The sequence below is a fragment of the Streptomyces sp. SID12501 genome (assembly GCF_010550245.1).
In the GTDB taxonomy this organism is placed as follows: Bacteria; Actinomycetota; Actinomycetes; order Streptomycetales; family Streptomycetaceae; genus Streptomyces.
In genome coordinates this window covers 302,549-317,591 of the sequence record NZ_JAAGLU010000004.1, presented here as the reverse complement: position 1 = coordinate 317,591, position 15,043 = coordinate 302,549, and the positions used below count along the sequence as shown (strand labels likewise).

Below are 15,043 nucleotides of genomic sequence, written 5' to 3'. Positions count from 1 at the left end.
TCAAAAGCTGATCTTCAGCCCCTTATTGCAATTAATATGAACATCTTGACGTCTCGGGAACCTTGGCCATAGCCTCGTTGAGCCCTGCGGGGAGCGGGGCGGGGGACGTGCTACGGGGGAAGTTCTTTGATCTCGTCCAGGGCGGGATGTCGCCGTGGGCTGCCTGTTTCAGCGGGCCGTCCGGCATCTCGTGGGCGGTGAGCTGCGCCCGTCGGCGGTTCCTTTTCCGTCGTCGAAAGGGTGGGGAACAGGTGAAGCAGCTCTTCAGGAAGCTGGGCTCCGTGTTCGTGAGTCTGGTGACATTGGTGTCGCTCGGGGCGGTCGTGGTGATCGCCACCGCGGGCACGGCGAACGCGGCGGACAACCGCTGCCTCGACAAGTACGGCAGCGGTTGGAACGCCGGCGGCCGACCCCAGTGGCTGGGAGCGGTGCAGGCGACCAAGGCGAGAGGGGTCCGCACCGTCACCGAGATCGACGGGCCGAGCCTCTCCGACGGGGCGCCGGTGACGCTCTGGGAGAACCGCGGGGAGGAACCGCAGCTCTGGTGCTTCAGCAATGAAGGAAGCGTCGGCGGGAACTCGTACTACCGGATCAGGAACCTCTACACCGGCAAGTGCATGGACATCCAGGGGCCCTGGCTGGGTGACGGCGTTCGGGTGCACCAGTGGAACTGCAGCGGGTACGTGTATCTCAGCAGTCAACAGTGGACCATGATCCCGCGCGGTACCCGGTCGATCGAGGGCTCCAACCAGACGGTCTACCAGTGGCAGAACCGCTACAACGGCGGCTTCCTCGATGTTGCCAACTACGCCACGTCGAACGGTGCGTACACGCACGTGTGGCGCTACACGGGCGGGGACAACCAGCTCTGGTACTGATCCCGTACGTCGGTTCGTGCGCTCGCGAGGGCGTGCCGGACCGGTACCGTGGCCCCTCGGTTGCCGGGGGGTCACGGCCTGTTGCACGTCGTACGTCATGCCAGGGCGGCCATGAGCGTCGGGCGGGATCCCGCCACGGCCGCTCACGACCATCCACACCGAAGATCTTGTGATCCACGCGGCGATGCTGATGTCGGAGTCTTGGAGTAACTGTCACGGCCTCGGAGCCGGGGGCCGGTAGTCGTATCCTGTTGCGCCATTAGGTTGGGGACTATGGCACTGGCACACATAGTTCTCACTTCAGGCCGCTCGATCGAACTCTCGGACGTGCGACTGTCCTCGACGTATGGCGGGATGCTGGAGGGGTACCCGTTCCGGCGCTGGAACGACCTCAAGCTGGAGAGCCTGCTCAGGAGCGTCGAGAAGGATCGTCCCTCAATTCCGGTGCACCTGGTCGCGCCGGTCCGGAAGCTGCCAGACCTCCCTGCTGGTGGTTTCGGCCCGGTCGAACTGCTGCCTGCAGTGACGTGCGTTGGGTCGTTCACCTCTCAGCCGATCGATCCGGAACGAGAGTCGGTGCTGCACCACTCTGCACTGACCGTCGTGTGGTTCCAGGCGACTCCCGACATCCCATCAGGCGAGGATGCCGATCACGGTCTCCGCAGCCTTTGCTGGGACGACGCCGCGAGAGACTTCGAACGTTAAGAAGGTCAGCTCCAGCGCGTTCGGGCGACCGGTTCCCCTGAAGATCCTGTGCTCCGGGGCCGGTCAGGTCAGATCAGGTCATGAGGAGTATCCGTTTGCGGAGCAGGTCGAGGCTGGCTCGGCCGTAGCCTTTCCGCTTGATCAGCTTGATGCGCGTGACCTGCCCCTCGACCTGGCCCGAGCTCCAGTAGCTGGACAGGCCGGCGACGACTGCGTCCTGGTCCCGGCGAAGGCCCGCGACCAGGGAGTGCAGATCCGGCGGGTCATCGGTGAGGACGCGGTCCATCCAACCGGGCAGCAGGTCGCCGCGTCGGTCGTGAAGCATGGCGGCGAAGTCGCGGACGTGTCTGGTCGCGGCGTCCAGGTGTGGGCAGGCGGTTCGGATCTCCTTGAGCTCCCGCGCGTCGCCGATGGTCAGACGGTCCGGGGCGGTCATGATCCAGCGGACCAATCGGCGGGGCCGGGGTGCGGGCTTCGGTATCACCGGAAGCCCGCTCTCCTTCGATGAACGGAGGTAGCGACGGACGGTCTGGACGTCTCCAGGGAAGCCGAGTTCCCGAACCTCGCGGTGGAGCCGGTGCTGTTATAGAGGAAATTGGGGCTTGTACTTGTCGAGGATGGACTGACGGTTATCCGCCTTGACCAGCAGTTCGTCGATGCTGGCGGCACGGGCGAAGCGGCGGACGGCGGAGTGGTCGAGCCGCAGTTCCCGGCCGATCGCCGTCAGGGATTTGCCCTCGGCCAGTCCCTCCTGCACTGCCGCGCAGCGTTCCTTGGTGCGGGCGACCAGGCGCCGCGGGCGGCCGAGGCAGTCGCGCGTGCTGTCCGGAGGGCTGAAGTGCGGCATCGTGCTGCTTGCCGATTCCGGCTCACAAGCTGGACTCGTTGCGAACGCGGAGCGGATTCAGGTGTGGTGCGAGCCGAGGGTCTTCTCCACCGCCTCGGCGAGGTTCCGCCACAGATGCCAGCCGTCGGCAACTTGGACAGCCTGGGGAGCACCGGTTCGGGCGCCCTCGGCGTAGGCACCGGCCCGGTCCCGGCAGATGATCTCCACCTCCGGATGCCCGGTCAGCCAGGCGACCAAGGGCCCGGCGTCCCGGCCTGGCAGTACATCAACCGGTCGGTGGGCCTCCAGATCCACCAGGACGGTGGCGTACGAGTCGCCCTTGCACAGAGCGAAATCGTCCACGCTCAGGACCCGCACCGGCCCCTCACGCCGGTCGGGCATGGTGCGAAGCAGTTGCAGCAGGGTGTCCTTGGCGACGCGGATGCCGAGCAGTGCGGCCATACGGGCGCCGGGCCGACCGGCGAGCATGCAGGCTATGGACAACAGTGCCGAGCGCGGTGGCGGGGTCTGACGGGCATGAGGCGTGGTCAGCCCTCGATCTGCTCGGTGAACGTCACCGCGCTGCAGGCGCCGTTCACGCAGCGGAAGCGACGCACGCTCAGCTCGACAACCACGGCTCTGCCCCGATCGCCGCGTCCGTCAGACGCCGGACGTACCGTCCATGTACCCGCCCCGAAGCCCTGGAGCAGTGCGGGCCCCTCGCCCCTGCCGCCCGTGCGTGGACGTGCAGGACGATCTCGGCCGCTGACTTCCACGGCGTGCACATCCCGACGGAGAACGGACTGCGTGCCGTCCTGGCCCTGGGCGTCGGCGCCTTCGCCTTCGCGAGCCTGATCCCCGCAGACCCCTCGAGGGATGTCACTGTCCCGGCGGAGTCGGTCGCCGTGAAACCCGCGGGTGCGGAATAGGACGTGATTTCCAGCCGACATCCGGCCGGCGGCCACGTGAAGGTCGGTCGGTCCCGCGCTCGGCGTGGGACCGACCGACTCGATGGGCTACCGCGACGACCGGTTCGGATCGTCGGCCGGTCCAAACCCACCGCCTACTGTCACTGAGCACACCAGTGCACTTTGAAGACCCACGCGTGCTGCCCCGCCTTGCGTGCGGCTTCGGGGACGTCGATCACCAGCGCCCCGTTGCTGAGTGTCCATGTCAGGGGGCGGCCGTGGCCGAGCATCGTCACCTTGTCGCCGTTGCGGATCGGGATCGGAGCCTGGACGGTGAGTTTTGCGCCAGGCTTGGCAAGGGAGTGGATGTAGAAGGCGTCGTCGGGGCGGACGGTGAACCGCAGGTCCTCGCCCAGTTCGGCCATCCGGGACCAGTACGTGGTGTCGTAGATCGCCTCTCCGTTGGTGCGCAGCCAGCGGCCTGTCTCACGCAGCCGGGTCTGCATGATCTCGGGGATGGTGCCGTCGGCACGCGGGCCGATGTCGAGGAGGAAGTTGCCGTTCTTGGAGACGATGTCGACGAGGCTGTGCACCACCGCTTCGGTCGTCATGTAGGCGTCGTCCGGGGTCGCCTGGTTGTAGCCGTAGCTGAACGGGTCCAGGCCGCGACTGGATTCCCACTTGGCGACGACCGTGTTGTCGTACGTCGTGTACTCGGGCGTTGTGAAGTCGTGGAAGCCGATGCCCGAACGGTCGTTGACGGTGACCTCGACGGGCCGGGCGCGGTTCTTTGCGTGGTTGAAGTACTCGGCCAGGACATGGAGGCTGTCGTTGGCACCGCCGATGTCGCACCAGATGAGCTCCGGGTCGTAGCCCTGGATCAGCTCCAGCATCTGCGAGGCCTGGTAGTCCTTCACGAAGTCCTTGCCCGCGGTGTAGCCCGTGTACGGCACCGGCTTCTGGGTGTACGGATTGCGCGGGGCGTGGCCCATCCAGGGATTGTCCGGGTTGAACCACTCGGGCATGGAGAAGTAGAGCCCGCGGTGGAGTTCGGGTGTGTAGCGGCGGGACGCATCGAAGAGTTCCTTGACGAGATCCCGTTTCGGGCCCATCTTCACCGAGTTGCGGTCTGAGACCTTCGTGTCCCACAGGGCGAAGCCTTCGTGGTGCTTGGAGGTCAGCACGTGGTATTCGGCGCCCGCGTCCCGGAACAGTTCGACCCAGGCGCGCGGATCGAATTTCTCCGCCGTGAACATCGGAATGAAGTCGTCGTAGGCGAAATCCTCGCCGTACTTCTCGCGGTGGTACGCGAAGACGGCGTTCTGGGGATCCTGCATGTGGTTCCAGTACCACTCGGCGTACTGCTTTCCGACCGGAGACCAGGCGGGCACCGAGTAGACGCCCCAGTGGATGAAGATGCCGAACTTGGCGCCCTGGAACCAGTACGGTGCCTGGTGGCCGGAGAGAGAAGCCCCAGTGGGCTGGTAGTCGGCGACACCGAGGGTCAACCGGCTTTTCTGCGAGGCGGCTTGGGCTCCACGTCCGGTGACGGTCACCGAGCCGTCCCGAGCCGTGCCGGGGGCGGTACCCGCACGGTTGCGGATACCCACGCGGATGCGGGCCTGCTCGCCAGGGTCCAGGCGGCGGACACGAGCGGCCTCGACGGTGCGAGCTCCCGGAACGTCGACGCGCACCGACACGCCGTCCGCGGCCAGGACGGCGACGGTTCCCGCATTGACGACGGTGGCCTCGATGCTCTGGGCGCCGGACGATTCCAGGAGCGAGTCCGTGGACCTGGCCCCGCGCAGGACCAGCGCACGTCCCTGAGCGGCAGGTTGCAGGGACAGCGCGAACACGTGGAGCGACGCCTTGTTGGCCTGCGCCGGGTTGGTCACCGGTAGCGTGATCGCCACGGCGTCGCGCTGTGGGTCGAGCCACAGCTCGGACGTGCCGATCCCCACGCGGTGTTCGTCCTTGGTGCCGTCCGGTGCATAGCGGTACGGCACCGACAGGGATCCGCCCGCGGCGTACCAGTCGGACCCGCCGAGGGTGGCGGTCGTGGTCGAGCCGTCCGTGTAGTGGACCGTGGCTTTGCCGGAGGCGTTGCCATAGCTGCCCGAGGTGAGGAAGACGGCCGAGAGGTAGCGGCCTTTGGGCAGTTCGACGCGCTGCCCGAGTGCGACGACGTTGTTCTTCGCGCCGGCATTCGAGGTCGGGAGGACGAAGGGTGTGCCGTCGACTTCGACACGGCCCGTGGGCAGTTCCTCGCCCGGGAACGTGTAGCCCGAGCCGTCGAAGTCACCGCCGCGTGCGGAGGCCGTGTCGATGCCGTCGTTGTCGTAGAGGGAGTCGAGCGGGACCGGGACGGGGTCGGGGACCGGAGCCCACGGCCCGGCGTGCTCGGTGAGTGGTTCGGCGGCGTGCGCGGCGACTGAGGTGAGGGGAAGGGCTGCGGCTACGGCGACTCGGGCCGCGGCGCCCAGGACCTGGCGTCTCGGATACGTACCCATTGAGCGGCTCCAATTCATCGGATGTCTGATGATCGAGGGGAGGCGCGGCGCTGTCAACGGTGTACACAGAGAGGAGAGTTGGAGAAATTCATAGGATGACAAGCCGGTTGGCGTGGCTGTGTGTCCTGTTCGGCCGATTTCTGATGGATTTCAATCGCGTCGCCGTACGCCCTGACGGACGGTCCTGCAGCCGGGCGAGCCGAAGCGGGCCGCTCCCATCCGGACCTGCCTCTGACGATTCAATGGTTCCGTCATTTCTTCAGGGGCGGGCCGGTCGTCGCGCGCTGGGTGAAGAGCTCGGTGGGCGCGCCCACGGACACCTCCGACCTGATCATCAACTGCGGCAGCGCCGTCGAGGCCGGTCAGCAGATCACACAGAGTCTGTCGGTCAGCAGCAGCGTCAGCCAACGTCGCCTTCAACCTCGACGTCGGCTTCAACCTCGACGTCATCAAGGAAGTGCTCCCGATCGGTGGTGGCGCCGAGGTGACCACCGGTCATCGAGAACTTCACCACCATCACTCCCGAAGCGGTCAAGACGGAGAACGGCTGGTGGGGCAATGGCGGCATCCGTATCACCTCGTCCGGGTTCACCACGGCCGCGACGGGCGACGTACTGGACAAGGGCGGATTCCCGGCCGGCGCGATCCGCACGAAGGGCCGTCCCGTCGCGGAAGAGGACAACCGGTTTCCGTCCGGCAGACCGAGTAGTCCCTGTTCGAACGGGACGTCGAGCGGCTCTTCCCCACCCTGGACGAACGCCGCCGCCACCAGGTGCTGGTGCGTTGCGGCGCTCGTGGAGAAGCCTCATCGACGTCGGCAGGGCCGTTTCCTCACCTCATCCTGACGACGACCTTGCCGGCCCTCGCGCGCCCTGCTTCGGCGTACTCCAGTGCTTCTCGGGTCGACTCGAACGGGAACACGGTGTCCACGACGGAGCGGATCCTGCCTGCCTCGATGAGTGGGGTGAGCTCGCGCAACTGATCGCCGCTGGCCTTCATGAACAGGAACGAGTACGTGACGCCGCGGCGCCGGGCGGCTCGCCGGATGCGGAAGCTCAGCGCGGACATCGCCAGCCGGATGACCGGATTCGCTCCCAGCTCCCTGGCGAAAGCGGCGTCGGGCGGGCCCGCGACACTGATGACCTGTCCGCCGGGCTTGAGCACGTCCAGGGATTTCAGAAGCGTCTCGCCGCCGAGCGAGTCCAGGACGACGTCGTAGTCGTGCAGCACCGTCTCGAACGCCTGCTTCTTGTAGTCGACGACGGCGTCCGCGCCCAGCCGCTTCACCAGGTCGACGTTGGCCGTGCTCGTGGTGGTCGCCACGTGCGCGCCCAGCTGCTTCGCCAGTTGGATGGCGATGGTGCCCAGGCCGCCGGAACCGGCGTGGACGAGAACCTTCTGTCCCGGCTGGATGTGCGCCCGCTCGACCAGCACCTGCCACGAGGTCAGGGCGACCAGGGGGAGGGACGCGGCCTCCTCCATGGTCAGCGTGGTCGGCTTGAGCGCCACGTCGTCCTGGTGAACCGCGATGAGTTCGGCGAACGTGCCGATCCGGTCCTTGTCGGGCCGCGCGAAGACCTCGTCGCCCACCGCGAACCGCGTGACGGCCGCACCCACCTCGACGACGATTCCGGCCAGGTCGTTGCCCAGGACGAAGGGGACCTTGTACGGCAGGATCGTCTTCATCTCTCCGGCGCGGATCATGCGGTCGAGCGGGTTGATGCTCGCGGCCTGGATACGGACCAGCACGTCGGCCGCACCCACCTCCGGGTCCGGCACTTCGCCGGCACGCACGCCGGCCTTGTCGCCGTAACGCTCCACCGTGAAGGCCCTCATCGTCGTCTCCATGTCTCGTCCGCAGGCGGACGGGGTGCTGTTGATCCCGGGCTTCCCCGGCTATTGGACAGTGATTCGTGGTGGTATGCAGATTTTTGCGCGATGGGCCTCGCGGGAGGCGGGGCTCCTGGCCCTGGCTGTCGACGGAGGGTCGAGTGCCCTCCGCGATGAGCGCGGATTATGCGCAAGACTCATTGAAGTATGATCGTAATACTACGTGGCGAACCAGCGGGCCGCAAGTGGGCCCGTAGCTCCGAGGGCTGCCGTGGCGTGATGCCTGGATGTGGCCGAGCCGCCTGCGGTGCGGACGCGCGCGTACTGCGGGAGCCTCAGGGGGAGGTGCTGGCGCACTCGTGCCCGACGCCCAGCAGTGCGAGGGTGTTGTGGATGCCCTGCTCGAGGAGTTCGTCGGCGAGACGCCTGTCGGTGAGGGCGCGGGAGAGCTGTAGTGTCCCGGCCATCATGGCGTAGGCGCTGAGTGCCTTGGTTCGGGCCGAGAGTGGATCGTCGGGTGCCAGGCGGGCGGCGATGCCGTCGATGACCTTCAGTACGCCGTCCGTGTAAGCCTCCTTGGTCGGGTCCGTGCAGCGCCGGATTTCGTCGAGCAGGGCGGCGGAGGGGCAGCCGTCGTCGGGGCTGTCGCGGTGCTGGGCGGACAGGTACCACCGCGCGATCTGCTCAAGTCCGGCGCGCCCGGGTGTCGCCTGCGCGACGATGTTCGCGTTCTGTGTGCGTAGCTGGTCGGCGACCGCGGTGGCCACGAGGTCGTCCTTCGATGCGAAGTGGGTGTAGAAGGCTCCGTTGGTGAGCCCTGCGTCCGACATCAGCGTGGAGATGCCCGAGCCGTCGATGCCGTCCCGCTTGAACCGGCGCCCGGCCGCCTCGATGATCCGCTGCCTGGTCGCCTGCTTGTGCTCTGTCCCGTATCGCACCGCATGCTCCTTCTCCTCGGAGGGCCGTTCACTCTCCCTCGCTGGATTATATTGTGAACATAATTCAATGATCCCGGGGCGTCGGCATCCGTCCGTCGGTGGCGAGGTCTCGCGCCGGGTGGCCTTGTTCCTCCTCGCTGTGGGTCGTCTCGTTGCCGGCTCGGAGTCGGCCGGGATGTGTCACGGGGTTCGGTCGGCCGCGAGGCCCCACTTGTGGCCCGCCGCCTTGTCCGGGGAGTGGGTGGGGGTCATGGGTGGGCGGCGGCACGGTCGCCCCGGACCGTCGTGCCCGCAGCGCTTCGGGTTGGGAGCCGCATCTCGTTCGAGCGCCGACTTGCGGCCACATGGGATTACGCTCATACTTTAATGGTCGACGTGATGCCGAAGGGCTCAACCGCTCAGGGTTCCTGCGCCCACGGCCTTTGACCGTCGACCCCGCAGACTGCAGCCGCAGTCGGGAGACGCAGGTGACTGCTCTGCGCCTTGCCAATCCGCAGGATGAGGGGCCGACGCCCTCGCAGAAAACCCGATGCCGAAGGGCACGACCGTGAACGACTCACAGGAAGTACGAGGCGACGTCGTGACGTCGTACAAGAACGCGCCGACCCGCACCGTCACCGCCGGGGAAGTGACTTTCTCCTACCGCGAGCTCGGTCCCCGGTCCGGTGTCCCGGTGGTCTTTCTCAACCATCTCTACGGGGTCCTCGACAACTGGGACCCACGGGTCGTCGACGGCATCGCCGCCAAGCACCACGTCATCACCTTCGACAACAGAGGCGTCGGCACTTCCACCGGTTCGACCCCGCGCACCATCCAGGAGATGGCCAAGGATGCCGTCACCTTCATCCGGGCGCTCGGACTGGAGCACGTCGACATTCATGGTTTCTCGATGGGCGGCATGATCGCCCAGGTGATCGTGCAGACCGATCCCCAGCTCGTCCGCAAGCTGATCCTCAGTGGCACCGGTCCTGCGGGCGGCGAGGGCATCAAGAACGTGACGGTGTTGTCCCATCTCGACACGGCCCGAGCCCTGCTCACCTTCCAGGACCCGAAGCAGTTCCTCTTCTTCACCCGCACCGCGGGCGGGCGTCGGGCCGGCAAGGAGTTCCTGGCCAGCCTGAAGGAGCGGACCGTCGACCGGGACAAGGCGATGTCCCTCACCGCGTACAACAACCAGCTCAAGGCCATTCACCGCTGGGGCCTGGAGAAGCCACAGGATCTCTCCGTCGTCCGCCAGCCCGTGCTCGTCGCAAACGGTGACGCCGACAGGATGGTCCCGTCGCGGAACTCGGCGGACCTCGCGCGACGACTGCCGAACGCCGAGTTGGTGATCTGTCCCGACGCCGGGCACGGTGGCATCTTCCAGTTCCACCGGCAGTTCGTGGAGACGGCTCTCAAGTTCCTCGAACAGTAGTAGGGGTGAAATGCGGTCGTCGCTTCGGCTGATTGCCTCAGAGCCGTGACGCCCTCCGGGCGAGCGGCTCGGGGTTGACATGGGGGAGCCGGACCGCGGCCGCAGGCCGTGGCGCGACCGGCGTGCGATCGCGGCCCTGCTGGCCGGGACAGCGGGGCTGACCGTTCTGGGCGCGGTGCTCGTCGTCCTGCCGGGTGTGGTGGTCGACCACGATCTCGCCGGGGCGAGCGTCGCTGCGCAGGACCGGCTGAAAGCAGTGAACGACGTCCGTGCGACGCTCCTGCAGGCCGTGGGCGGCATGGTCGTGCTGTTCGGCGCGTACGCCACCTGGAGGCAACTGCGAGTCAGCCAGGACGACCTGCGCGCCACCCAGGAGGGCTATGTCACCGACCGGTTCAGCACGGCCGTCGATCAGCTCGGCAGTGACAAGCCGGAAACACGCATCGGCGGACTCCACGCGCTGTGGCGGATCGCGGAGCACTCCGCCCTCGACCGCGAGGCCGTCATCTCCATTCAGGCCGCTTACCTGCGTACACACCTGCCGCGGCCGCCCACCGGAACGGAAGGTCCAACGACGGACGTGCCCATCAACGACGTCGTGCCGCTGGAGGTCCGTGCCGCCGACGCCCAGGTGGCGCTGACCGGGCTCGGCGTGTTGTTGCTGCAACCGCGGGGGACCTGGCTGAAGCGGTCCGTTCGCAGACCGAACAACCGCCCTGTCTCGAACGGCTCGTCCGGCAACGGGTGCGGCTACGGCCGTTCGACGGCGAAGTACTCACTCGCCGGCCGTGGTCGGGAGCCGATCCGGCGTCGTTCGGCCAAGGTGCGGCGGGACGGCGGAGCAGGGCCCGGCGTGGTGGGTGCCGCCGTCGCTGACGGTGGACGTGGTGCCGACGGACCATCGAGTCCTCAGTCGGGCGCGGCCTGATCGACGCTGGAGCCTGTATGACGGAGTGGGGTGTGTGCCCTCCCTGGTGGGCCGACCGTTTGGTCCGGCAGCCTCCCGACGGAACGTGATGAACAGGCCAGGGGCGAGGGCTGCATCCGCGATGATCGTGGTTCTGGTCGGAGGAGCCTCCCGGCGACCCCGTTGGGTGGCCGTGGACGTCCCCCTCACCTCATGAATGCGAGCGCGTTCTCGATCCCCTTCTCAAGGACCTCGTCGGAGAACTTCCGGTCGGAGAGGGCGCGGGACAGTTGCAACGTCCCCACCAGCATGGTGTAAAGCCCGATGGCCGTGCCGCGAGCGGACTTCGGATCCTCAGGTGTGAGACGGGCGCCGATCTCTTCCACGAGGTCCCGTGCGCCGTCGGTGTAGGCCTGCTTGGCCCCGTCCTCGCAGCGGCCGATCTCGTCGAGCAGGGCGGCGGAGGGACATCCCGCGCCGGGGTGGTCCCGGTGCTCGGGCGACAGGTACTCGCGAATCAGGCCCTCGAGTCCAGGGCGACCGGGCGGCAGGGTGTCGTACTGTGCGATCTGTGCGCGCAGTTGCTCGGCCAGGACGTGGGCGACGAGGTCGTCCTTGGACGTGAAGTGGGCGTAGAAGGCTCCGTTGGTGAGCCCTGCGTCCGACATCAGCGTGGAGATGCCCGAGCCGTCGATGCCGTCCTGCTTGAACCGCTGGCCGGCCTTCTCGATGATGCGCTGCCGCGTCACCTGCTTGTGCTCCTTGGCGTAACGCACCACGAGTTCTCTCCATTCGCCGCGTAGGGCAGTTGCTTCCCCGGCAAGGATAATCCATGGCCTGACGCACGTAATATTACGTTTGGCAGGCGATTTCGGCCGCAGTTCAGTGATCGCACGGACTGGCGTCGATGGCTCACCACCGGTCCCTCGGGGCCAAGTGCGTTCGGCAGTGTGTACGGCGGTTTCTTCGCCACCCTGCCCGACGAGGTGCCCGAGGTCGGTGGTTCCCATCGGGCGCCGGACTGTCACTTCGTCAGGCGGCGTGGGTCGGGGGTGCAGATGCCCGGGGTCACCGGGTAGCCCTGTCCGTCGGCGGAGGGCTGGGTGCCCTCGGTGATGATGAGGGCGTGGGAGGCGCGCTGGGTGGAGTCCTCGGCGCTTCGTGGCCTCCGATAAGCTCGTGGAGGCGCTCGGCGCCCTGTGTCAGGATCTTGAGGTGTCGGCCCCTCGAGCCCATGGCATCGACAAGGGTGACCGGTTCCGCCTGTCGCCTCTCACCGCCGAGAGGCGCTCGCGTCCGGATCCCCGGCCGACGACCCCGCCGTACCCACACCGTGGACGAGATCCAGGATCTCTGCGCGCGGATCTACGCCTGACAGTCGACGAGTGAGGAACGTGATGGTCATGACAGCCAGGTCCGCGCGGGGTGCGAGATGCTGACCCATGACTGATTCCGCTGCGGGCGAGATTCTCGCCGACGTCCACCGGGGCGTCGGCCGCATCCTGTTGAACCGGCCCAAGGCACTCAACGCCCTGACGACAGGCATGGTCGCCACCGTCGACCGGGTGCTCACCGCGTGGGAGCACCTACCGCTGTCCGCTGTGGTGATCGCCGGCGCCGGCACGAAGGCGTTCTGCGCGGGCGGAGACATCCGTACGATCCGTGCGCACAGCCTCGCCAGAGATGCCGAGGCCAGCGAGCGGTTCTTCGCCTCCGAGTACCGGCTCAACGCCCGGATCGCCGAGTATCCCGTCCCGGTCGTGTCCCTCATCGACGGGCTGTGCATGGGCGGCGGTCTTGGTCTGTCCGTCCACGGCGGCTTCCGCGTCGTCACGGAACGCGCGGTGCTGGCGATGCCCGAGACCGGGATCGGGTTCTTCCCGGACGTCGGAGCCAGCTACTTCCTGCCGAGGCTGCCCGGCGCGATCGGCATGTACCTGGGACTGACCGGCCACCGGCTCGACGCGGCCGACGCGCTGTACACGGGGCTGGCCACGCACTTCGTCCCCGCGGACGGGCTCGACGCGGTCGGGGATGCCCTGGCCGACAATCCCGACGCCCCGGTGGACGTCGTACTGAACCGCCTCGTCGGCCGTTCCCCGGTGGCCGGGAGCAGATTGGCGAAGGTGCGCGGAGACGTGGACCTGGCGTTCGGCGCACCGTCCCTCGGCGAGATCGAGAAGCGCCTTCGCCACCTGGACACCCCCTGGTCGGCAACCGCGTTGACCGCCCTGGAGTCCGCCTCGCCGCAGAGCCTGGAGATCACTCACGCTCTGCTGGCCCGGGGCAGGCAGCACACGCTGCGCGAGTGCCTCGCCGCCGAACTCACCCTCACGCGCACGACCATCCGCACGCCGGACTTCCTGGAGGGCGTCCGTGCGGCTTTGGTCGACAAGGACCGCACACCCCACTGGCAACGGGCGCCGCTCGGCGGACGGACGCTGCCGGCCTGAGCGTGTCCGGCATGAGCAGGGCATCGCATTGTGCGAGAGGCCGGTGGTGCGGAAGGGGTGCCTGTAAGCGAGACGGGAGCGTCGGGTCCCGCGGACTGCCGTGACAGACGCTCGACCGGGCCGGGAGGGATGCGGATCGCCCTCGGGCGCTCGACGTGAGCGGATCCTCGGGCGCCATGCCGTTCACGAAAGCCGGTACGCCGTCGGCGCAAGCCGCGATCTGCCGGAGCTCGGCGCGACCGGACACGGCTTGCGCGGTGCTCAGGAGCCGCGCGGTGCGCTGCGCCGCGAGGACATGACGTGCGACATGCTCGCGGAGCCTACGGCTTCGCCGACGTCCTGACCACGACCTTCCCCACCGCCAAGGCCATGGAGGAGCGCCGCAACGAGGCGTACGAGGGCATGGTGCGGCTCATCGGCCGAGCCAAGGTCACGGGCCGCCTCCGCGAGGACTTCGACCTCTCCGACCTGGTGCTGATCCACATGGCCAACGCCGGCGTCGTCAACGCCACCGGCGACGCGGCCCCCGACGCCTGGCGCCGCGTCGTCGCCCTGATGATCCAGTCCCTCGAGGCGCCCGCCCGCGGCACCCTGCCCCCTCACCCGCACATGACGCCCTCTACAGGGCGATGCTCCGCAACGCCCCCGCCGAGATCACCGCACCCGAACCCGAGAAGGGCAACTGAACCCAGGGCCGGTAGCATCACGGCCCGTTGCGGGAATGACCCGGAGGTGCCGGGGAAGAATCCGGGGTGACGTCGTGGTGGAGGGCGTGCCCTTTCAGGCGGCCCGACAAGGGAGGCGTCGAGTGGACGGTACGCGCGCAGGTGACCCTGGGCTGTTCGGCCCCCGGTCCGTGACGTGGCAGCTGCATGCCGACCCCATGATGTGGGTCGCCGGAGTCCGCGCGCTGTACTTTCAGGCGCTGCATCCGCGCGCGGTGCGCGGGGTCATCCAGAACTCGGACTTCCGGAAGGAAGCCGTGGGCCGGCTGATGCGCACCGAGAACTTCGTCGGCACGACGACCTACGGCACCACGGACGCGGCCGAGAAGGCGGGCGCCAGGGTCCGGAAGATCCACCGCATGCTGTCCGCCGTCGATCCGGACACCGGGGAGCGGTACGGCGTCGACGAACCCGAACTGCTGTTGTGGGTGCACTGCGCCGAAATCGACTCCTATCTGCACATCCTGCGCCGCTCCGGATACCCGATCACCGACGCCCATGCCGACCGGTACATCCGCGAACACCTGGTCAGCGCCCGCCTGGTGGGCCTCGACCCCGACGCCGTACCGGCGAACCAGGCCGAGATGCGCGCCTACTTCGAGAAGGTCCGGCCCGAACTGGCCGTCGGAGCCGACGCGCGCGAAGTCGACGACTTCCTCCGCCGTCCGCCGACGCATCCGCTCCTCGTCCCGGCGCGTGAGGTGCTGTGGCGGCGCGTGGCACAGCTGGCGTACGCCTCCCTGCCGCCGTACGCCCACGAGTTGTACGGCAGAGCCGCAGCCGAACCGGCCACCGTCACCCGGCAGTTGCGTGCCACCGGCACCCTGCTGCGCCGCATTCCCGCACGTCTTCGCTGGCAGCTCCCGCCCAAACACGTCCTGCGGGCCATGTCACGGCTCGGCCCCGGCTCGCGGCCCGCGCCGTACAAACTCGGAGGATAGCTCGCCAT

General features: G+C 67.9%; 16 protein-coding genes. 8 read left to right on the top strand and 8 right to left on the bottom strand.

Going from position 1 to position 15,043, the window contains the following annotated elements; all coding sequences use genetic code 11:
- Positions 1-251 precede the first annotated feature (251 nt).
- A complete protein-coding gene (locus tag G3I71_RS06590) occupies positions 252-878 on the top strand; it encodes an RICIN domain-containing protein (protein ID WP_164312956.1) in 627 nt (208 codons plus the stop codon).
- 273 nt (positions 879-1,151) lie between these two features.
- Positions 1,152-1,583, top strand: coding sequence for a hypothetical protein (locus tag G3I71_RS06585; RefSeq protein WP_164312955.1), 432 nt, complete (start codon positions 1,152-1,154; stop codon positions 1,581-1,583).
- Between the two features lie 73 nt (positions 1,584-1,656).
- Here G3I71_RS06585 and G3I71_RS06580 read toward each other — a convergent pair whose 3' ends face one another.
- The 3 genes from G3I71_RS06580 to G3I71_RS06570 all read right to left on the bottom strand — a co-directional run bounded on the left by G3I71_RS06580 (position 1,657) and on the right by G3I71_RS06570 (position 2,898).
- Positions 1,657-2,067 (bottom strand): transposase, encoded by a 411-nt coding sequence (locus G3I71_RS06580; protein ID WP_164312997.1) that lies wholly within the window; start codon positions 2,065-2,067, stop codon positions 1,657-1,659.
- Between the two features lie 99 nt (positions 2,068-2,166).
- On the bottom strand, positions 2,167-2,430 hold the full coding sequence (locus tag G3I71_RS06575; protein WP_164312954.1) for a hypothetical protein: 264 nt from the start codon (positions 2,428-2,430) through the stop codon (positions 2,167-2,169).
- A 57-nt stretch (positions 2,431-2,487) separates the two neighbouring features.
- Complete coding sequence (locus G3I71_RS06570) at positions 2,488-2,898, bottom strand: transposase (RefSeq protein ID WP_164312953.1); 411 nt, start codon at positions 2,896-2,898, stop codon at positions 2,488-2,490.
- A gap of 290 nt (positions 2,899-3,188) precedes the next feature.
- On the opposite strand from G3I71_RS06570, the gene G3I71_RS06565 reads away from it, so the two are divergent.
- Positions 3,189-3,338 (top strand): hypothetical protein, encoded by a 150-nt coding sequence (locus tag G3I71_RS06565; RefSeq protein ID WP_164312952.1) that lies wholly within the window; start codon positions 3,189-3,191, stop codon positions 3,336-3,338.
- Positions 3,339-3,478: 140 nt separating this feature from the next.
- Here G3I71_RS06565 and G3I71_RS06560 read toward each other — a convergent pair whose 3' ends face one another.
- From G3I71_RS06560 to G3I71_RS06545, 4 genes are all read right to left on the bottom strand, one after another.
- The gene (locus G3I71_RS06560) at positions 3,479-5,827 is read right to left on the bottom strand and encodes an alpha-L-fucosidase (RefSeq protein WP_164312951.1); all 2,349 of its coding nucleotides are present in this window, start codon (positions 5,825-5,827) and stop codon (positions 3,479-3,481) included.
- A 400-nt stretch (positions 5,828-6,227) separates the two neighbouring features.
- Positions 6,228-6,596, bottom strand: coding sequence for a hypothetical protein (locus G3I71_RS06555; RefSeq protein ID WP_164312950.1), 369 nt, complete (start codon positions 6,594-6,596; stop codon positions 6,228-6,230).
- A 62-nt stretch (positions 6,597-6,658) separates the two neighbouring features.
- On the bottom strand, positions 6,659-7,663 hold the full coding sequence (locus G3I71_RS06550) for an NADP-dependent oxidoreductase (RefSeq protein WP_164312949.1): 1,005 nt from the start codon (positions 7,661-7,663) through the stop codon (positions 6,659-6,661).
- A 329-nt stretch (positions 7,664-7,992) separates the two neighbouring features.
- Positions 7,993-8,595, bottom strand: a complete 603-nt coding sequence (locus G3I71_RS06545; RefSeq protein ID WP_164312948.1) for a TetR/AcrR family transcriptional regulator — start codon at positions 8,593-8,595, stop codon at positions 7,993-7,995.
- A 547-nt stretch (positions 8,596-9,142) separates the two neighbouring features.
- Here G3I71_RS06545 and G3I71_RS06540 point away from each other — a divergent pair.
- Positions 9,143-10,009: an alpha/beta hydrolase gene (locus G3I71_RS06540; RefSeq protein WP_343242868.1), complete on the top strand. Its 867-nt coding sequence runs from the start codon at positions 9,143-9,145 to the stop codon at positions 10,007-10,009.
- Between the two features lie 79 nt (positions 10,010-10,088).
- A complete protein-coding gene (locus G3I71_RS06535) occupies positions 10,089-10,937 on the top strand; it encodes a hypothetical protein (RefSeq protein ID WP_239148949.1) in 849 nt (282 codons plus the stop codon).
- Between the two features lie 185 nt (positions 10,938-11,122).
- Here the strand turns inward: G3I71_RS06535 and G3I71_RS06530 are convergent, their stop codons facing one another.
- A complete protein-coding gene (locus G3I71_RS06530; RefSeq protein ID WP_164312946.1) occupies positions 11,123-11,695 on the bottom strand; it encodes a TetR/AcrR family transcriptional regulator in 573 nt (190 codons plus the stop codon).
- 663 nt (positions 11,696-12,358) lie between these two features.
- Between G3I71_RS06530 and G3I71_RS06520 the strand changes: the two genes are divergently transcribed.
- The 3 genes from G3I71_RS06520 (at position 12,359) to G3I71_RS06510 (ending at position 15,035) form a co-directional block, all read left to right on the top strand.
- Positions 12,359-13,369, top strand: coding sequence for an enoyl-CoA hydratase/isomerase family protein (locus G3I71_RS06520; RefSeq protein WP_164312945.1), 1,011 nt, complete (start codon positions 12,359-12,361; stop codon positions 13,367-13,369).
- Between the two features lie 300 nt (positions 13,370-13,669).
- Positions 13,670-14,125 carry a hypothetical protein gene (locus G3I71_RS06515; protein ID WP_239148948.1) on the top strand — a complete coding sequence of 152 codons (456 nt, stop codon included), beginning with the start codon at positions 13,670-13,672 and terminating at the stop codon, positions 14,123-14,125.
- A gap of 127 nt (positions 14,126-14,252) precedes the next feature.
- Positions 14,253-15,035 carry an oxygenase MpaB family protein gene (locus G3I71_RS06510; RefSeq protein WP_239148977.1) on the top strand — a complete coding sequence of 261 codons (783 nt, stop codon included), beginning with the start codon at positions 14,253-14,255 and terminating at the stop codon, positions 15,033-15,035.
- The last annotated feature ends 8 nt before the right edge of the window (positions 15,036-15,043 follow it).